We start from the raw sequence: 20,842 nt of genomic DNA on the forward strand, positions 1-20,842 counted from the left end.
TCTATAATTCAAAGCATTAACATCACGATGAACGTTAACAGTGATTGCTTTGCTTGCCTTAATATATAAAAGCTTCAACCGTAACTTGTCGACGTTTACTGGTACTTGTACCACAGGCGTTGGCCAGTGTTGCAGCTGCAGAACTATTGTTATCGGCGTCATAACCATCAGCCGTTGCGACTCTGCCCTGCCAGCTGATCACAACAGTAACTGCATTTTTATTATGATCAATACAACCGACAGCACCAACTAAGCCACCAGTATTTTTACCACCAGCAGTAACATCAGCGCCCATAAGTTTGACTTCCCATTCATACAAATCATTGGTGGTCATTTGTGCACTTGTACACAAAGAAGCAACTGAATTACACCTAACGTCAGCGTCAGGCGGAGTATTCAATGCTGCGCCATAAACACCTTGATAACTCTCTAAAGTAAGAATATCAGAATCATTACTGCGCATTCGTTCGATAATATCTTGAGCTAACGCTGAGGCTACAGAGCGTTGCATCGCATCAAAACTGCCTTTCTTAGCTGACGCCTGCATGGCAACCGCACCAAAAATACCCGTCACTAAAATAACTAAAGCGACTAAAACCTCTATTAGTGTCATGCCCTTTTGTACTTGGGCTGGTTTTCTTTTAGGATAACTCGTCCTAAGTGTGCTGTTACCCATGAGACTCCTTAATACACTGACAAAAATTGCTGACTACCCAGAAAAATAATGCTTTAAAATATAGAGTGAATGGGAGATAAATAAAAGAAACAGCATTGACGAGTATACTTTTAAGTGACAAACACAAAACAGACCCAAATAGAATTTTAAAGGCGAGGAGAAACGAAACTAAGCGTAGCGCTAAGAATTCGATGGAGAACTTATATGTGTTAAAAATCACTAACGTGAACCGCATTAACTCATACCTTAAAAATCTATTATTGAATAGCCTATGTACATAGTTACTATTCAGAATAATAAGGTTAAGTCATGAATATTGTTATTAAAATGCTTTAAATTTAAGCACTCATATAACGGATAAAATTACATTCAACCACTTAACCTGATATTTTAAGATTAGCGCAATTCTATAGGTACCGCAAATACTGTGTTCTCTTCACGACCAGGATATTCGATAACCTCTTGACCACCAAAGTCTTTTAGTGCGTCAATAACTTGCTGGATAAGTATTGCGGGTGCAGAAGCGCCTGCAGTAACACCAATTTTATTAACATTTTCAAGCCATTGTGGTTGAATATCGGCAAAAGTATCAATCAGGTAGGAAGGTGTGCCCAACTTCTCAGAGAGTTCACGTAAGCGATTAGAGTTAGAGCTATTTTTGGCGCCAACAACTAACAGTAAATCAACTTGTGCAGAAATAGTGCGTACCGCGTCTTGACGATTTTGTGTTGCATAACAAATATCGTCCTTGCGGGGGCCTTTAATTAAAGCGAACTTATTTCTCAACGCGTCAATAACTTCTGACGTATCGTCAATGGATAAGGTCGTTTGGCTACAATAATACAATTGAGTAGGGTCTTTTACTTCAAGTGTTGCTACATCAGCAACAGACTCAACTAAATAAATCCCGCCATGCTCACTTTCATATTGTCCCATCGTACCCTCAACTTCAGGGTGTCCAGCGTGACCAATAAGAATGCACTCAATATTTTTACGACTGGTACGTGACACTTCCATATGTACTTTAGTCACTAATGGACAAGTAGCGTCAAATACTTTTAGACCACGGTCTTTAGCTTGTTGACGTACCGCTTTAGAGACGCCATGAGCACTAAAAATAACGGTATTATCGTCAGGAACTTCAAAAAGTTCATCAACAAATATCGCGCCGCGGTCTTTTAAGCCATCAACAACAAACTTGTTATGTACTACTTCGTGGCGTACATAAATGGGCGCACCAAATAAGTCTAACGCGCGGTCTACGATACTAATCGCTCGGTCTACGCCAGCACAAAAACCACGAGGGTTAGCTAAAATAATTTCCATAATTTGTTCCTGAAAGACTTAAAAGTCCTAAGAGTTAACGATTATAAAACTTCAACAACGTCAATAACAAATGTTACTGCTTGTCCCGCTAGCGGATGATTAAAGTCAATAGTGACTGATGTACCGATCACTTCTTTGACCATACCAGGTAACTCTATATTGCCAGGTTGTGTGAAAGTAATGATACTGCCCACTTCTGCTGGTACGTCACTACCAAATTTATCTGCATCAACGTAATGGAAATTATCTGGATTAGGTTCGCCAAAAGCATCTTTTGCTTCGAGGGTAAATTCTTTAGAATCTCCAGCGGCAAGGCCTAACAATTGCGCTTCAAAGGCAGGAGAAATACTGGCATCGCCCATAATAATTTTAGCAGGCTTTTTGTTTACTTTGGTACTGTCTGCCGCTGAGCCATCAGATAATTTCATGGTAATATGAGCGATAACTTCAGATTTATCAGTAATTAACATTGTCATTTTATTTCTCGTCTACTTTTGTCTTAGTAATTTCAGTTTTCTTGGCTGAATCACCATTTTTAAAGGAATCAAAAATCATCAATGCCGCGCCAATAAAAATAGCAGAGTCTGCGACATTAAAGGCTGGCCAATGATTATCGGCAATATAAAAGTCTAAAAAGTCGATAACATAGCCAAATAATGCCCGGTCAATTAAGTTGCCCACTGCGCCACTGAGCATAAACGCTAAAGCGATACTTAATAGTGCATTATTCTTTGGCGTTTTAGCCAACCACACTAAAAAAACCACACTGGCAATAGCAGCAATAATGGTAAAGAACCAACGTTGCCAACCGTCTTGGTCGGCAAGAAAGCTAAAGGCTGCACCTGGGTTTTGTACATATCTCAAATCAAAGAAAGGTAAAATGTTCATCGACTCATATAAATCAAATGAGTTAACAACCAGTTGCTTGGTTACTTGATCAATAATCAAAAATAAAACGGTTAACCATAACCATTTAAAACCCGTTTCTGTAAAAAGTTTATTAATTTTCATATTTCTACTGTGCTAATAGTTGTTGTTATATAACTAATGAGATAGTTAGCATGTTTTGTGAATGTCTGACTAAGGCTTTTCAACAAAACTAATCGATGAAATATTGGCTTATTCAAAGCTAGTTCATTCAAGAATAAAGCTAAAGCACACAGCCTAGTTAACTAGCTGAGTACTTTTCTGCAATTCTTGGATGAAATAGCAAAGAATACACAAATATTTAGGCGAATTGGCGTTTCTCGCCCTCACCCTCTACGTTGGTAATACAACGTCCACAAAGTTCAGGATGTTTTTCATCTTCCCCGATGTCTTCAGTTACATGCCAACAACGCTCACATTTGGTGCCTGTTGCTGGTGCAACCGTTAACCATAAGCCTTCAATCTCAGTTGCTAAAGCGCCCGTTGGTGCACTGTCAACTACTTCAACCGTAGCTTTAGAGGTGATCAAAACAAAGCGAAGTTCTTCGCCTAATTGTTGTAATTTTTCAGCAAGCTCTGCGTTGGTATATAAAATAACCGCTGCTTCAAGCGCTTTACCCACTTGTTTTTCTTTACGGGCATTTTCTAGTGCTTTGTTTACTTCGGTGCGCACAAGTAAAATTTCATTCCAGTAATCATTGTTTAAAGTATTACTTGTTTCTGCCTTAGGCAAACCATTAAACCAAACACCGGTGAAAACGAATTCGTCACGCGTTTCACCAGACGGAGTCGGTAGCGCTTGCCAAATTTCTTGTGCAGTAAAAGATAAAATAGGAGCCATCCAGCGAGTCATCGCTTCAGCGATTAAATACATAGCGGTTTGACAAGAGCGACGCGCCGTACTGTCTTCTTTCGCTGTATATTGACGGTCTTTAATAATATCTAAGTAGAAGCCACCTAATTCTGTGGTACAGAAGTTCATCAGCTTATGAACAACAACATTAAATTCGTAGTCATCATAAGCGCTAACAATTTCTTTTTGCAATTGTGCAGCTTTATCAACAGCCCAACGGTCAAGTGCAACCATATCGTCAAAAGCGACTGAATCAGTTTTAGGATCAAAACCATTAAGGTTTGATAATAAAAAGCGCGAGGTATTACGAATACGACGGTACGCATCGGCTTGACGCTTAAAGATTTCATCAGAGACAGTAATTTCTTGCGTATAGTTAACTGAAGCTACCCATAAACGCAAAATGTCTGCACCTAACTTACTGGTGATTTCTTTTGGTGTAATAACATTGCCTAATGACTTAGACATTTTGTGACCGTTAGTATCAACGGTAAAGCCATGTGTTAGTACCTGCTTATAAGGCGCTTTACCATTCATCGCTACCGATGAAATCATTGACGACATAAACCAACCACGATGTTGATCTGAACCTTCAAGGTATAAATCTGCAACGCCATCAAATTCTTCACGTGCATTAACAACGGAGTAATGAGTCGTTCCAGAGTCAAACCATACATCTAAGGTGTCTGGTACTTTAATATATTCTTTAGCGTCATCACCAATAAGCTCAGCAGCGTCTAAATCAAACCATGCTTGAATGCCTTTTTCTTCAACACGCTTAGCAACCGTTTCAATCAGTTCAATACTGCGTGGATGTAAAGCACCCGAGTCTTGATGAATAAATAATGCCATTGGCACGCCCCAAGTACGTTGACGTGAAATACACCAGTCAGGGCGACCTTCAACCATCAATTCGATACGGCGTTGACCCCAATCAGGGATCCATTGCGTTTTTTCAATTTCGTTTAATGAATCTTGGCGTAAACCTTTTTTATCCATGCTAATAAACCATTGTGGTGTTGCACGAAAAATTAAGGGTGTTTTGTGGCGCCAGCAATGCGGGTAAGAATGCTCTATTGCATGGTGATGTACTAAAGTGCCATGTTCTTTCAATGTTTCAACGACATTGGCATTGGCTTTAAAAACATGTTGGCCAGCAAACAATGGTGTATCTTCTAAATAAACACCATTAGCGCCAACAGGGTTAGCTACTTCAAGGTTATATATTTTGCCCACCACGAAATCTTCAACACCATGACCAGGTGCTGTATGTACACAACCCGTACCAGAGTCAGTCGTTACATGCTCGCCTAAGATCATTGGTACAGTAAAATCATAAAATGGGTGTTTAAGTTGCACTAAATCTAAATCGCTACCTTTACAAAACCCTAATGCATGATATTTATCAATTCCAAAACGGTCCATACATGCTGTCACTAGGTCCGACGCTAAAATATAACGTACTTTGCCCTGCTCGGTTTCACATTGTACTAAAGTGTATTCAACGTCGGCATTAACAGAAACTGCTCGGTTAGCCGGAAGTGTCCAAGGTGTAGTGGTCCAAATAACAACCGATACTTCACCTTCACCTTGATGATTTTCAGGGTGATCAAACTTATCAGCAACACTTTGGTCAACTACGGTGAATTTTACGTCAATCGCTGGCGATTGTTTATCTTTGTATTCAACTTCAGCTTCAGCCAAAGAAGAACCACAATCAGTACACCAATGCACAGGTTTGAACCCTTGATGTAAATGACCATTCTCAGCTATTTTACCTAAAGCACGTATGATATTGGCTTCAGTACCAAAATCCATAGTGAGGTAAGGTTTTTCCCAATCAGCAAAAATCCCTAAGCGTTTAAAGTCTTCACGCTGCCCAATAACTTGCTTGGCTGCATATTCACGACATTTTTCTCGAAAAACACTGGCAGAAACTTTATGACCTGGCTTACCAATTTTTTTCTCAACCATTAATTCAATCGGTAAACCATGGCAATCCCAACCAGGCACGAACGGTGCGTTAAAGTCAGATAACGTTTTTGATTTAACAATAATATCTTTAAGAATTTTATTAACAGAATGACCTAAGTGAATATCACCATTTGCATACGGAGGACCGTCATGCAAAATAAATGATTTCTTACCTTTTTTAGCCGCTCGAATTTGGCCGTACAGATCTTTTTCAGCCCACTCTTTTAGCATGTTTGGTTCACGGTTTGCCATGTTACCTTTCATCGCGAAAGAAGTAGCTGGCAAGTTTAGGGTTTGTTTATAATCACTCATTTAAATCATTATCCGTTGTTATATTCGCTAACTGGTGGTTAGCCTCTAATAAGTTAATAGTAAAATCGACATTGGCTTGATATTAATTTTACTATTAACTCACGTATCTATTTTATTTATAAATCTTGAACAAAGGCTTTTGCCTGCTCACTATCTTGTGATATTTGCTTAGTTAATTCATCTAGTGATGAAAACTTTATTTCATTTCTTAATTTATTTAGCATAACCACTTCAATGGTTTGACCATAAATGTCTTCATTGAAGTTAAAAATATGTACTTCTAGCTGCTGCCTAATACCAGACACTGTTGGCCTTGAACCAATATTAGCCACACCATAAAAGCATTCTTTAACCGTATTTACTTTTACCACGAAAACACCGGAAATAGGTGAAACTCGTCTTTTTAATAAAACATTTGCGGTAGGAAACCCTAGTTTTCGGCCACGCTTATCACCATGAAAAACCCGACCGATAATAGAGTAAGCCCGACCTAGCATTCTTTCTGCGTCAGCTAGTTGATTATTCTCTAAAGCATTACGTATTTGGGTACTGCTGATCCGACAATTTTCAAGTTTGAAACTTGCGGTATCAGAAACAGCAAAATCAAATTTTTCACCGGCTTGTTTTAGCAGACTAAAATTGCCTAAACGGTTCTTTCCAAAGCGGAAATCGTCACCAATAATTAAATGCTTAATACCTAGCTGTTGAACTAATAAAAGTTCGATAAACTCTGACGCGCTTTTATTGGCAAATTCTCGATGAAAATTAACACAAATCAAACGTTCTACACCCAAATTTTTCAAAAGAAAATATTTATCTCTTAAACGTGTCAATCTTGCAGGAGCCGTCTCAGGAGAAAATAACTCTTGCGGCTGAGGCTCAAAAATCATCACTGCTGGTGTACAATTCAATGCTTTAGCTTTTGCAATTAAAGCCTTTATAACGCGAGCATGTCCTAAATGAACACCGTCAAAATTACCTATGGTTAACACACAGCCATGATCTTCAGCTTGAATATTGTGGATACCGCGTATTAACTGCATTTAATTAAAAAACCTAAATTTGACTGACATTAGTAGACAAGTGTCGCCATTAATGAATAAAAACCGATAAATTATATATCACTCAGGCTTAAGAATCAGCACCTGAAGCTAATTTCATCAATTTATTTTTCAGTTACTTTAACTTTGAAATCTTTCACTCGAATTCCCAGTGCAGCAATAGAAATAAAATAACTGAGCATACCTAAAGTAATGCAAATAAGTAATTGTTGAATTTGCAAGGTGGTTTCCATCGCTAACCAAACTTTAAACGGGGGTGATAACGTAAAAACAACCACTGCCATGATTCCTGCAGAAAAGATAAGCCGCGCAAAAAACCACCACGTTGTTTTAGACAATGCAAAGATATTATTACTTTTTAAACCATGGTAAAGCATTAACGCATTGAGTGTTGCCGACATAGCTGTCGCAATGGCCAAACCTACATAACCAAAAAAAGGTGCCAACATCAGATTGAAAATCATATTGGCTGCCATCGCTTTAATACCTATTTTTACGGGGGTTTTGGTATCTTGGCGTGCGTAATAAGCCGGCGCTAATATTTTAATAAACATAAAGCTGATTAAACCCGAAAGGTAAGCAAATAAGGCATAAGAGACTTGTAAAACAGTTTCTTGAGAAAACTCACCACGCATAAATAAAATCATAATAATCGGCTGAGCTAATACCATTAACCCTGCAAGTGCGGGCCAGCCAAATAAAGAAACAATTTTTAAGCCCCAAGTAATCGTCTCACTAAACTCTTCTTTGTCTTGCTTAGTATGCAATTTAGCTAAACTGGGCAAAATAACGGTAGCTATACCAATACCAAATAACCCTAAGGGAAATTCTAATAAACGGTCGGCGTAATAAAGCCAACTAATCGAGCCAGTGACTAAGATACTGGCTATTAGGGTATCAAGCAGTAAATTAATTTGCGTAACAGAAACGCCAAACAAAGCAGGAACAATAAGTTTGCGGATTTTTTTTACACCTTTCGCGTGCCAAGCCCATTTTGGTTTAACAAAGACACCGGCTTTAATTAAAAAAGGTATTTGAAATAAGAACTGAGCTAAGCCCCCTAAAAATACGCCCCAAGCTAATGCAAAAGCAGGATTGTCGAATAAGGGTGACAAGTAGATTGCACAGCCAATAATGCAAACATTAAGTAAAACAGGGGTAAAAGAAGAAACAGCAAATCGACCAAAAGTATTTAAAATCGCGCCGGCAAGTGCGGTAAAGCTGACAAACCATAAATAGGGGAAGGTAATTTTTAGTAGTGATGAGGCTAACTCAAACTGTTGGGCTTTGGGACCATCGTTAAGCCAATCTACAAACCAACCAAAACCAAATAAAATCACAAATAACGGCGAGGCTATCATGCCAATAAGCGTTACTATGGTAACAATTACACCTAAGGTGCCTGAAACTTGAGCGATTAATTTACGTGTTTCACCTTCTTTCAAACTCAGCCCATCGGCCTCATCTTTGGTATGATATTCACTCAACACGGGGACAAAAGCTTGTGCAAAAGCACCTTCGGCAAATAATCGACGTAGAAAATTGGGAATTTTATTGGCAAAGAAAAAAACATCAGACGCTAAACCTGCACCAATAATGTTCGCAATAACAACATCTCGAACCAAGCCGAGCACACGAGAAATCAAGGTCATAAAACTTACTATAAGACCTGATTTTATTAACTTTTTACTCAATGCATAGCTCCAATAAATCGATATAAATCATCATATTCCAAGATGTAATTTTTCATTAATATTATGCAGCTTTTTACCTGTGATAAACAAGTAAATGCAAAGAAGTTTTTAATCTATTTTAAATCCTGTAAATAACAGGTAAAATAGCGCCATTATTTAGTAACCAATAATGATAATTATTATATAATGGTAAATTCATCGTTATTAAGTAAATTAAACCGGTAAAAGGTTTGACAATCGAGCTAAAAAAAGGCATATTTCCTCGCCTTAAATTTAGGCTATATATACAATCATATTTTAGGAGTTCACCTTGGCTAATTCAAAGCAGGCGAAGAAACGCGCGGTTCAATCAGAAAAACGCCGTCAACATAATGCAAGTCGTCGTTCAATGATGCGCACTCTATTCAAAAAAGTACTCGCTGCAATTGAAGCTGGTGACAAAGACACAGCATCTAAAGAATTTGCTGCTGCACAACCGATCTTAGATCGTTTTGCAAGCAAAGGTCTTATTCACAAAAATAAAGCTGCTCGTAGTAAGAGTCGTTTAAACGCTGCTATTAAAGCGCTTTAATTTTTGTTATTGAATTAAAAAACCAGCTTATGCTGGTTTTTTTTTGCCTATTATTTAATTTTTTTACCCCGCTAATAAAACAAACTCACTAAAACCTGATCCCATCCCATAGATTAAGACCTTGCGCATCCTGCCATTTTTGGTAATCTCTTTGCGTTATATATACATATTCAAAAAATACGTGAGAATAAAAATGAGACTAACAAAACTCGCTACTGGCCTTTTGCTTGCCACTAGCCTATTAAGCGCTTGTAGTGAAAATAATAAACAACCACGTTCAGCGCCTACTTTATTAGCAGAAGCCAAAAGTCGTTTAGACATATATAAGCCAGTAACACTTAGTGCTGATTTGAGCCACTTGTCTGAAAACCAGAAAAAAATGATCGTATTGCTTATTGAAGCTTCAGATATTATTGATGAACTTTTCTGGCAACAGGCTTTTGGTGAAGACAAAGCAAGCTTCCTTGCTAGTATTGATGATGAAAAGGTCCGTGAATTTGCCCGTATCAATTATGGTCCTTGGGATAGATTAGATGGCGATAAACCTTTCCTTTCTGGATATCAAGCAAAAGCGGCTGGCGCAGAGTTTTACCCTAATGACTTAACCAAAGCTGAATTTGAGCAAGCAGATTTTGCTGACAAGAGTGGCTTGTATTCGGTCGTTAAGCGTACCAGCGATGGCCAATTAACGTCAGTGGCTTTTTCTGAGCTTTATAGCGATAGCATTAATCGTATTGCGGCTATATTAGAAAAAGCATCAAGCTTTGCTGATGATAAAGAATTTGCAAATTACTTAAATTTACGTGCGACAGCAATCCGTCATGATGACTTTCAAGCGTCTGATTTTGCTTGGATGGATATGAAAAACAATCCTATTGATGTCGTTATTGGCCCAATAGAAACCTACGAAGATCAGCTTTATGGTTACCGCGCTGCTTTTGAATCTTATGTGCTGATTAAAGATTTAGCCTGGAGTGAAAAACTCGCTAAATATGCTGAATATTTACCCGAATTACAAAAAGACTTACCCGTTAAAAAAGCCTACAAAAAAGAAGTACCCGGCTCTGATGCAGACTTAAACGCATATGACGTCATTTATTATGCAGGTCATTCTAATGCCGGTAGTAAAACCATTGCGATTAATCTCCCCAATGACGAAAAAGTACAGTTAGAGAAAGGTACGCGCCGCTTACAACTTAAAAATGCGATGCAAGCCAAGTTCGATAATATTATGTTACCCATTGCTAGTACCTTAATCGTTGCTGAGCAACGTGAAAATGTAACATTCAATGCCTTCTTTGCTAATACGATGTTTCATGAGGTTGCCCATGGTTTGGGTATCAAAAATACCATTAATGATAAGGGCACAGTACGCCAATCATTAAAAGAGCATGCTTCGGCACTAGAAGAAGGTAAAGCCGATATCCTTGGGCTTTATATGATCCGCCAGTTACTGATTAAAGGCGCCATTGAAGAAGGTACATTGCAAGATTATTACACAACCTTCTTAGCGGGAATTTTCCGTTCAGTGCGCTTTGGCGCAACATCTGCTCACGGTAAAGCCAACATGGTACGGTTTAATTACTTTGCTGAGCAAGGGGCGTTTACCCGTAACTCGCAAGGGTTATACTCTGTCAACATTGATAAGATGACTGCCGCTATTGATTCGTTGTCTGAGCTTATTTTAACCTTACAAGGTAATGGTGATTATGAAGGTGTGGCTGCACTTGTTGCAAAAAGCGGTGTCATTAAAGCCGATTTAGCAGAAGACTTAGCGCGTATTGAAGCGGCTAATATTCCTGTTGATATTACCTTTAAGCAAGGTAAAAAAGTGTTAGGTTTATAATACTTTTAAATGAAGTGTCAAAAAGCCTATCAATACGATAGGCTTTTTTGTTAATAAAAAGCTCGAAATAATTTCGCCGTAATCAAGGTCTCCTAAAGTAGTTAGTCATATAAATAAAAGTAGGTTGTTTCATGAAAGCATTTTTATCAATTATTATAATATTCGTTAGCATATTGTCGTTCAACGTTAACGCCAATGACAATAAAGCCAACCAAGCCCCAGACTGGACACTAAAAACCCAAGCCGGTAAAAGCATTTCATTAGCAGACTATCAGGGCAAGCCGGTGATTTTACATTTTTGGGCAACATGGTGTCCCTATTGTAAAAAATTGCAGCCTAAATTAGTCGAGCTAACTGAAAAGTATAAAAATACCGGCATTGAGATTGTTGCGATTAGTTTTAGTGAAGATGAAGGAGCAAAACCACAAGACTCGATTACTCAACGAGGTTATCAATTTATTACCGGTGTTGAAGGTGAAAAAGTTGCTAAGTTATATGGCGTAAAAGGTACACCAACGACATTTTTTATCAATAGAAGTGGACAAGTTGTTTTCAAATCTACCAGCTCAAATATTAACGATCCAAAATTAGAATTGGCGGTTAAAGAAATCATTAAACCCGCATAAGCACAGTAATAAAAACTAAAATACCGGTACCGACATCATATCAAGTCAGTACCGGTTATAAACTAAAACAAAGCTGCTGTGTTTCTTTGTTATTATGCTCAGCAAAACCTAGCGTTAATCCTATTAAACGTATTCCCCTAGATTGACTACGCAACAGTGCTTTTAACAGTAATTGTTTAAAGGTGTTTTCATCACAGTGGCTGCTTTGCTGCTCAACTGTTGTTTGGGTAAAGTCATTAAACTTAAGTTTAATCCCTTGCTTACTAATAACCATATGTTGATGTTTTTCTAATCTCACTAAAAGCTTCTCATATAAAAGCTCAACGGCACTTTCACACTCTTTTTCACAAGACAAGTCTTGAGAAAAAGTGGTTTCTATCGCTAATGATTTTCTAACTCTGTCGGTTTCTAATTGGCGATGATCAATACCAAAACTTCGTTGATACAATGCAGGGGCAAACTTGCCGACAATAGGTGTTAATACGGCGACAGAACTTGCTCGTATATCTGCACATGACGAGAAGCCGTAGCCCAATAATTTTTGTGCTGTTTTTGGGCCAATACCCGGAATTTTTTTCAATGGTAAATTTTCAACGAAACCACTCACGTCTGCGGGCGTAACAACACATTGACCATTAGGTTTATTTTCATCACTGGCAATTTTAGCAATAAATTTATTAGGAGCAACACCTGCCGAGGCGGTTAGATTGAGTTCATTAAAAATATCACGACGTATTTGCTCCGCAATAAGCGTGGCACTGCCGTTAAACTCTTTGTTATGGGTAACATCAAGAAAGGCTTCATCAAGCGACAATGGTTCAATCAACTGAGTGTAACGTTGAAATATCGCCCTTATTTGTGCAGAAACTTCTTGGTAAACAGCCATTCTGCCTGAAACAATAACTAGCTCAGGGCAAAGTTGCATCGCCTTAATTGCTGGCATTGCCGAGCGAACACCAAATTTTCTTGCTTGGTAATTACACGTACACAAGACGCTTCGAGGCCCTGTACCGCCGACCGCAAGTGGCACATTACGTAAAGACTCATTGTCACGCATTTCAACAGCTGCATAGAAACAGTCCATATCTATATGTATTATTTTTCGGCTTTGAGTCATGTTTTAGTCATGTCTTAATTATAGTAATCATGTTTATCAAAAGTCCCTTATTTCGTTGTGAAAAAATAAAGCATATTTTCGCTATGGGCAACTCAACCTAAACTGTATACAAACACAGTATAAGCTTTTAAGTTAATAGTTCAATACTGAAATAATAATTTGGCCACTGTTAATTTCATGCTAAATACGTTAATTTGTCGCTTTATTTTTTATCAATGACTAGCTGATATTACTTTTATGATTACGCGCCTTTTACAAACAACTTTTGCCCTATTACTACTTTTATCACCTGCACTAGTGAATGCTCACACCAATGAAGCTAATCAAGCAGAGCTAAAATTACTTGTAGATAATAACTACCAACTTAGTATCGATATTGATGTTTTGCATGTCATTAAAAGTCATCAAAAATCATCAGTAGATGAGGCAGATTTAATTAATCATCTAAAAAACCTCTCTTTAATTGAAATAAAGCAATTACTCTCAAAAATATTGCAAATAATAAATCAACAAAGCGCTTTTATTATTGATAAAGAAAGTGTGCTTGTTACCCCTTTTTCAGGGCTAACGGTATTTGAATTAAAAGCAAGACTTCGCGCTGACTCACCGACTAAAACCATTAAGCTATTGTCGCAGGGTCAATTGCCACAAAAAAGTAACAACGCAGCCTTGATATTTTCGCCCATCTTAGGGGATGTCTTATTAACAGTCAGCCGTTCAGAGAAATCTTTAGTGCTATCCGGCCAGAACAGCCATCACTTTTCTATTGATGATATCAAGGGTGGTGTACGTAAACTTTCAACAACCGAAATTAAGCTGCTTAATATTGTTGAGTATATCTATCAGGGCTTTGTACATATTCTGCCGCAAGGGCTTGATCATATTCTCTTTGTGCTCGCGCTATTTTTATTAGCCACTAAGACATCAACACTGCTCTGGCAGGTAAGTGCCTTTACTCTTGCCCATACCATTACGCTAGCTTTGGGTATATTTGGTATTATCAACCTACCCAGCAGCATTGTAGAGCCGCTTATTGCCTTATCAATTGCTTACGTGGCTATTGAGAATATTTTTTATCACAAACTAACAAAGTGGCGCTTACCCATTATCTTTGCTTTTGGTTTACTGCACGGTTTAGGGTTTGCAGCAGTACTTGTTGAACTGGGCTTACCCAAGAGTGAGTATGTCAGTAGCTTAATTTCATTTAATATTGGCGTTGAGTTGGGTCAAATAACGGTCGTTGCCTTAGCTTTATTAGCGACGCGCTGGTTTGCTAAAAAACCTCAATATAGACAATACGTGGTGATACCGTTAAGTGCGCTTATCGCCGTTATCGCTATTTATTGGTTTATCGAAAGAACCTTTTAATACGCAACACAGGACATATCATCGTTTAACATTGAGTAGTCAAATGAACAACGGCCTTAAACCTACTTTACCGAGATTTAAGGCCGTTGCCGTATAAACTAAATGATAATGACTCTATTAATTACTCAGGTTCATAATCCAAGTTAGCTGACAGCCAACGCTCTGCTTGTGGCAATGTCATCCCTTTTCGAGTCGCATAATTAATCACTTGGTCTTTAGCGACTTTAGCGACCGCAAAGTATTTTGATTCTGGGTGAGCAAAGTACCAACCACTAACCGCGGCTCCAGGCCACATGGCAAAACTTGAGGTTAGTTCCATGCCGATATTTTCTTCAACATTGAGTAGTTCCCACAACAAACCTTTTTCGGTATGCTCTGGACAGGCAGGATAACCCGGCGCAGGTCTGATACCTTGATATTTTTCACGAATTAAATCGTCATTAGCAAGCGACTCTTCAGGAGCATACCCCCAGTATTCTTTGCGAATTTTTTCATGGAGATATTCAGCACTCGCTTCTGCTAATCGGTCGGCAACAGCTTTAACTAAAATACTATTGTAGTCATCATGTTGAGCGGCGAACTCCTTCACTAGGTCATCACAACCATAACCTGCAGATACCGCGAAAGCACCAACATAATCTTTAATACCTGAGGTTTTATCCGCGATATAATCAGCCAAACAACGGTTAAACTGCCCTGCTGGTTTTTTACTTTGTTGACGTAATTGATGTAGTTTCATCAATTGCTTATCTCGGTTTTCATCTGCAAACAATATTAAATCGTCTTGTTGACGATGAGCTGGAAACAGACCAAAAACCGCTTTTGCCGTTAACTTTTTACTGTTAATAATATCGTCTAATAAAGCATTAGCATCATTAAATAGATTAGTTGCCTCTTCGCCGACCACTTCGTGTCGTAAAATAAGCGGATACTTGCCTGATAACTGCCAAGTCATGAAAAATGGCGTCCAATCGATGTAGTTTCGAATGACATTTAAATCAAGATTATCAAGTACCGTAATACCAAGTTTATTGGGTATTTTAGGGGTATAGTTTTCAAAACTTATCGGCGCAGCATTGGCGCGTGCATCTTCTAATGATATTAAGCTTGAACGTGGTCCTTTTTTATAATGACGCTCACGCACCCGCACATATTCATCATCTTGACGCGCTAAAAATGCAGCACGTTTCTCACTATCATCTGAAAGTAAGGTACTAACGACTGAAACTGAACGCGACGCATTAGGCACATATATCACCGGATGTTGATATTGCTGCTCTATTTTAACGGCAGTATGAGCTTTTGATGTTGTCGCGCCACCAATAAGTAACGGCAAGTCAAAATTAAGACGTTTCATTTCTTTAGCAACATGCACCATTTCATCAAGTGACGGTGTTATCAAACCTGACAATCCAATCACATCGACCTTTTCGGCTTTCGCCACACGCAAGATATCATCACAAGAAACCATGACACCTAAATCAATAATTTCGTAGTTGTTACATTGTAAAACAACACCGACTATATTTTTACCAATATCGTGGACATCACCTTTTACCGTTGCCAGTAATATTTTACCGTTTGATTTTATTTCAGTTTTTTCAGCTTCAATAAATGGATTTAAATGAGCAACAGCTTGTTTCATCACTCGGGCTGATTTTACCACTTGTGGCAGAAACATTTCGCCAGCACCAAATAAATCGCCAACGGTATTCATACCATCCATTAATGGTCCTTCAATAACATCAAGAGGTCGTTCAGCCACTAGCCTTGCTGCTTCAGTATCTTCGACAATAAATTCATTAATGCCTTTAACCAAAGAGTATTCTAAACGCTCTTTAATCGGTAGCTCACGCCAGGTTAAATCAGCCTTATTATTTTTGCTCCCCGCTTGCCCGCGATAAGACTCAGCCACATCAAGTAAACGTTCTGTTGCGTCGTCATCGCTATTTTGTATGACATCTTCAACAGCAAGGCGGAGATCGTCAGGAATATCTGAATAAATAGCTAACTGACCTGCATTTACAATGCCCATGTCCATACCATTTTTTATTGCGTGATATAAAAACACCGCATGAATCGCTTCACGTACTGGGTTATTACCACGAAATGAAAATGACACGTTAGAAACACCGCCCGAAATCATTGCATGAGGCAGGTTTTCTTTTATATCGGCAACCGCTTCAATAAAATCTACCGCATAGTTATTATGCTCTTCGATACCGGTTGCGACCGCAAAAATATTGGGATCAAAGATAATGTCTTCTGCAGGAAAGCCTATTTCATTGACTAAAATTTCATAAGCACGTTTACATATTTCATACTTACGTACCCGTGTGTCTGCTTGACCTTGTTCGTCGAAGGCCATAACAATAACAGCCGCGCCATAACGGCGTAATAGTTCAGCTTGTTTACGGAAGTTTTCTTCGCCCTCTTTCAAGCTGATTGAGTTAACAACTCCCTTGCCCTGAATACATTTCAAGCCTTCTTCTAAAATATCCCATTTAGAAGAATCAAGCATAATCGGCACTTTCGCGATATCAGGTTCACCGGCGATTAAATTCAAATAACGGATCATCGCCGCTTTCGAATCAAGCATGCCTTCATCCATATTTATATCTATAATTTGCGCGCCATTGGCAACTTGTTGCAGGGCAACAGCGACGGCTTGTTCATAATTTTCTTCGGTAATTAAGCGCTTAAATACAGCAGAGCCAGTAACATTAGTTCGTTCACCAACGTTAACAAATAATGAAATTTCCTCTATTGTTAACGCTTCAAGCCCAGACAAACGACAAGCAATTTTCCTTGCGCTGATTTCCCTAGGTTTTACATTGGCAACCGCATCCGCCATACCTTTTATATGCGCTGGCGTTGTACCACAACAGCCACCAATAATGTTAAGGAATCCCGACTCAGCCCACTCATTGACATGAACATTCATATCTTCGACGCTGAAATCGTATTCACCAAAGGCATTAGGCAAGCCTGCATTAGGATGAGCTGAAACAGCAAAGTCTGATATTCGACTCAATTCTGCCACATATTGTCTTAGTTCAACCGGACCTAATGCACAGTTCAAACCAAATGAAATAGGTTTTGCGTGGCGCAATGAATTATAAAAAGCTTCGGTGGTTTGCCCAGACAATGTTCTGCCTGATGCATCAGTAATGGTACCCGAGACCATTACTGGTAAACGTAACTGCAATTCATCAAAAACAGTTTCAACCGCAAAAATAGCCGCTTTAGCATTTAAGGTATCAAAGATAGTCTCAATAAGAATAATATCTGAGCCACCTTCAATCAGTGCTTTCGTTGATTCTATATAGGCATCTTTTAATTGATCAAAAGTCACATTACGATAAGCAGGATCGTTAACATCGGGTGAAATAGAACATGTTCTGTTCGTTGGCCCTAAAACACCGGCAACAAACCTAGGCTTATCAGGGTTTTTAGCGGTGAATTCATCCGCTGCTGCACGGGCTATTTGTGCCGCCGCTAAATTGATTGCCGCACTGTAAGACTGCATATCGTAATCTGCCATTGCGATCGTCGTGGCATTAAAAGTATTCGTTTCAAGAATATCAGCACCCGCTTCAAGGTATTCATAGTGAATAGCTTTAATTACCTCGGGTTGTGTAAGCACTAACATATCATTATTGCCTTTGACATCAAGATGCCAATCAGCAAACTGTTCACCTCGGTAATCTTGTTCTTCAAATTTGTAGGCTTGGATCATCGTCCCCATAGCACCATCTAAAATAAGAATTCTTTTTTGTATTTGTTGCTCAAGACGACTAAATGATGCTGATTTTTTCATACTATTTCTCTACTTTTACTTTCAAACTTAATTTAATGGCTAGATATATCCGACACTGTTTATATTTCTGCGTCTGGGTGTATTGCTTTAATATTTGTTGCGTCTAGCTTGTACGGTGTGATCTGATAGACATAATAGTTTAGCCAATTAGTAAATAATAAACTGGCATGACTACGCCATGAACTGTGTGGCACTTTTGTTATATCATCATTAATATAGTAATTATTGGGCATAACTGCATCAACATCAGCCTTAAGGTCACGTTGAAACTCTTCATCTAGCGTGGTTGAGTCATATTCTGGATGACCAGTTAAATAGACCTGCTGTTTATTTTTGCTCGCGACCACATAAACGCCTGCTTGTGGAGATTCAGCAACAATCTTTAATTCAGGAATTGATAGGTAATCAGACTTATCAATATATCCAAATCGTGAGTGTGGGACATTAAAAAATTCTTCAAAGCCGCGGGTAAGCTGTTCTTTTTGGTCAACAGGGCTATGCTGAAAAACACCAGATAATTTTTCTTTTCTTAAATGTCGTCGCAATCCATAGTGATGATATAGAGCGGCATGAGCAGCCCAACAAGAAAACATTGTTGAGGTGACATTTTCTTCAGCCCAATCAAATATTTCACAAATTTTATCCCAGAAGGTTACTTTTTCGTATTCCATTAACGCCAATGGTGCACCGGTTATAATTAAGCCATCGTATTGAGTATTTTTAATGTCATCAAAGAGGCGGTAAAAATTATCTAAGTGCTCTTTCGGCGTATGTTTGGATTCATTGGCGTGAATACGTACAAAATCGACATTTATTTGTAAAGGTGTATTAGACAATACCCGTAATATTTGAACTTCTGTTTCAATTTTATTAGGCATTAGATTGAGAATAGCGACTTTCATTGGGCGAATTTCTTGACTTGCCGCTCTACGCTCAGACATTACAAAAATATTTTCTTCACCTAAAATAGACAAAGCAGGTAATAAATCTGGAATTTTAATGGGCATAGCGTTTACCTAATCAAATAATGTCAAACAAGCATGAACACTTCGTTCTCTACTTTCATTTATTAACTTATATTATGGCTACCAATCAACATACAGGTTTCGACTAACTCGAGCACTACGAATGATAACGGATATATAAATATTATCATTTTATGGTACGTGTATTTTTAGCTATGTCAACATCTAAACGTATAGACGTCTATAATGTTTTTTACGTTAATATTATTTGTCATCTATAACCCTAGCGAGTAAATATTGGTGGAACTAACCTAATAGAGTGCTACGTAGAAAAAGGGGGGGTATTCGGGCAGTAAAGATGCTTAGGTAAAACACTATATCAGCCTATTAAAGAACGATGGCATAAGAGAGCAAAGTCATTAATTAGATATAAAAAAGCCACTGTAAATACAGTGGCTTAATAATTGTTTAAACTTTTATGTTTAATGTGTAATGTTTATTCTACAGCTTCTTCTTCTTTAGCTGGTTTTTCACTTGCTCTTACACTTTTAATTAACAGTAAGTCGCGTAAACGCTTATCAAGTTCTTTTGCCATTTCAGGTTTTTCTGCTAAAGATTTAGCCGCATTTGCTTTACCTTGGCCAATACGATCGCCATTGTAGCTATACCAAGAACCGGCTTTTTCAACCATGTTATGCAAAACGCCTAAATCAATTAATTCACCTAAGCTGTTAATACCTTCGCCATATAAAATCTGAAATTCTGCTTGTTTAAAAGGAGGCGCTATTTTGTTTTTAACCACTTTTACGCGAGTTTCGTTACCAATAATTTCGTCGCCTGCTTTTACAGCACCGATACGTCGAATATCTAAACGAACAGAAGCATAAAACTTAAGTGCATTACCACCCGTTGTGGTTTCAGGAGAACCAAACATTACACCAATTTTCATACGAATTTGGTTAATGAAAATAATCATGGTATTTGATTTTTTCAAGTTACCTGTCAACTTACGCATTGCTTGTGAAAGCATACGGGCTTGTAATCCCATATGAGAGTCACCCATATCGCCTTCAATTTCTGCTTTTGGTGTAAGTGCAGCAACAGAATCGACAACAATAACGTCTATAGCACCTGAACGCGTTAGCATGTCACAAATTTCCAATGCTTGCTCACCGGTATCAGGCTGAGAAACAAGTAATTCGTTGATGTTAACACCTAACTTTTCAGCATAAATAGGGTCAAGTGCATGCTCAGCATCAACAAAGGCACAAACCTTACCGTTACGCTGAGCTTCAGCAATAACTTCAAGCGTTAACGTTGTTTTACCACTTGATTCAGGACCATAAATTTCAACAACACGCCCAAGTGGCAAACCACCCGCACCGAGTGCAACATCAAGCGCCAATGAACCTGTAGAAATGGTTTCAACATCCATGGTGTTATTATCACCAAGCTTCATAATTGAGCCTTTACCAAATTGTCTTTCAATTTGACTTAATGCTGCTGCTAATGCTTTTTCTTTATCATCTTTCATGTTTGTTCCGCCGATGTTGCTAAGATTTCGTTTTGATGAAGCAAGTATACTGTATGACCGTACAGTATCAAGCTTTTTTACAACTATTTTAATTATATTATCAAAAACAAAACAAGGTGACTTTTAAGTAATTGATAAGTAATAAAATAACAAGCATCAATAACTTTTAACT

15 protein-coding genes are annotated in these 20,842 nt (G+C 38.3%); 4 read left to right on the plus strand and 11 right to left on the minus strand.

The window, feature by feature from the left end; all coding sequences use genetic code 11:
• Window positions 1-58: 58 nt before the first annotated feature.
• The 7 genes from pilV to murJ form a co-directional block, all read right to left on the minus strand.
• Window positions 59-676: a type IV pilus modification protein PilV gene (pilV, locus tag H4J76_RS17980; protein ID WP_182216967.1), complete on the minus strand. Its 618-nt coding sequence runs from the start codon at window positions 674-676 to the stop codon at window positions 59-61.
• A gap of 396 nt (window positions 677-1,072) precedes the next feature.
• Window positions 1,073-2,002, minus strand: a complete 930-nt coding sequence (gene ispH / locus H4J76_RS17985; RefSeq protein WP_182216966.1) for a 4-hydroxy-3-methylbut-2-enyl diphosphate reductase — start codon at window positions 2,000-2,002, stop codon at window positions 1,073-1,075.
• A 41-nt stretch (window positions 2,003-2,043) separates the two neighbouring features.
• Entirely contained in the window at window positions 2,044-2,478 is a 435-nt protein-coding gene (gene fkpB / locus H4J76_RS17990) for an FKBP-type peptidyl-prolyl cis-trans isomerase (protein ID WP_070374483.1), read from the minus strand.
• A 1-nt stretch (window position 2,479) separates the two neighbouring features.
• The gene (gene lspA, locus H4J76_RS17995) at window positions 2,480-3,013 is read right to left on the minus strand and encodes a signal peptidase II (protein WP_182216965.1); all 534 of its coding nucleotides are present in this window, start codon (window positions 3,011-3,013) and stop codon (window positions 2,480-2,482) included.
• 217 nt (window positions 3,014-3,230) lie between these two features.
• A complete protein-coding gene (ileS, locus tag H4J76_RS18000; protein WP_070374485.1) occupies window positions 3,231-6,068 on the minus strand; it encodes an isoleucine--tRNA ligase in 2,838 nt (945 codons plus the stop codon).
• Between the two features lie 116 nt (window positions 6,069-6,184).
• Window positions 6,185-7,111, minus strand: coding sequence for a bifunctional riboflavin kinase/FAD synthetase (ribF, locus tag H4J76_RS18005; RefSeq protein ID WP_182231050.1), 927 nt, complete (start codon window positions 7,109-7,111; stop codon window positions 6,185-6,187).
• Window positions 7,112-7,233: 122 nt separating this feature from the next.
• On the minus strand, window positions 7,234-8,823 hold the full coding sequence (gene murJ / locus H4J76_RS18010) for a murein biosynthesis integral membrane protein MurJ (protein WP_182231051.1): 1,590 nt from the start codon (window positions 8,821-8,823) through the stop codon (window positions 7,234-7,236).
• A 310-nt stretch (window positions 8,824-9,133) separates the two neighbouring features.
• Here murJ and rpsT point away from each other — a divergent pair, with 310 nt between their 5' ends.
• From rpsT to H4J76_RS18025, 3 genes are all read left to right on the plus strand, one after another.
• On the plus strand, window positions 9,134-9,394 hold the full coding sequence (gene rpsT / locus H4J76_RS18015) for a 30S ribosomal protein S20 (RefSeq protein ID WP_070374488.1): 261 nt from the start codon (window positions 9,134-9,136) through the stop codon (window positions 9,392-9,394).
• A gap of 193 nt (window positions 9,395-9,587) precedes the next feature.
• The gene (locus H4J76_RS18020) at window positions 9,588-11,240 is read left to right on the plus strand and encodes a dipeptidyl-peptidase 3 family protein (protein WP_182216962.1); all 1,653 of its coding nucleotides are present in this window, start codon (window positions 9,588-9,590) and stop codon (window positions 11,238-11,240) included.
• A 131-nt stretch (window positions 11,241-11,371) separates the two neighbouring features.
• The gene (locus H4J76_RS18025; protein ID WP_182216960.1) at window positions 11,372-11,866 is read left to right on the plus strand and encodes a peroxiredoxin; all 495 of its coding nucleotides are present in this window, start codon (window positions 11,372-11,374) and stop codon (window positions 11,864-11,866) included.
• A gap of 55 nt (window positions 11,867-11,921) precedes the next feature.
• On the opposite strand, the gene dinB is transcribed toward H4J76_RS18025, so the two are convergent.
• Window positions 11,922-12,983: a DNA polymerase IV gene (gene dinB / locus H4J76_RS18030; RefSeq protein WP_182216958.1), complete on the minus strand. Its 1,062-nt coding sequence runs from the start codon at window positions 12,981-12,983 to the stop codon at window positions 11,922-11,924.
• Window positions 12,984-13,220: 237 nt separating this feature from the next.
• Between dinB and H4J76_RS18035 the strand changes: the two genes are divergently transcribed.
• A complete protein-coding gene (locus H4J76_RS18035) occupies window positions 13,221-14,351 on the plus strand; it encodes a HupE/UreJ family protein (protein WP_182216957.1) in 1,131 nt (376 codons plus the stop codon).
• A 121-nt stretch (window positions 14,352-14,472) separates the two neighbouring features.
• On the opposite strand, the gene metH is transcribed toward H4J76_RS18035, so the two are convergent.
• The 3 genes from metH to recA form a co-directional block, all read right to left on the minus strand.
• Window positions 14,473-18,171, minus strand: a complete 3,699-nt coding sequence (metH, locus tag H4J76_RS18040) for a methionine synthase (RefSeq protein WP_182231052.1) — start codon at window positions 18,169-18,171, stop codon at window positions 14,473-14,475.
• 59 nt (window positions 18,172-18,230) lie between these two features.
• Window positions 18,231-19,178, minus strand: coding sequence for a homoserine O-succinyltransferase (gene metA, locus H4J76_RS18045; RefSeq protein ID WP_182231053.1), 948 nt, complete (start codon window positions 19,176-19,178; stop codon window positions 18,231-18,233).
• A 454-nt stretch (window positions 19,179-19,632) separates the two neighbouring features.
• The gene (recA, locus tag H4J76_RS18050) at window positions 19,633-20,670 is read right to left on the minus strand and encodes a recombinase RecA (RefSeq protein WP_182216951.1); all 1,038 of its coding nucleotides are present in this window, start codon (window positions 20,668-20,670) and stop codon (window positions 19,633-19,635) included.
• Window positions 20,671-20,842: the final 172 nt, after the last annotated feature.

This window comes from Colwellia sp. BRX9-1, from assembly GCF_014077195.1.
Classification (GTDB): Bacteria; Pseudomonadota; Gammaproteobacteria; order Enterobacterales; family Alteromonadaceae; genus Colwellia_A.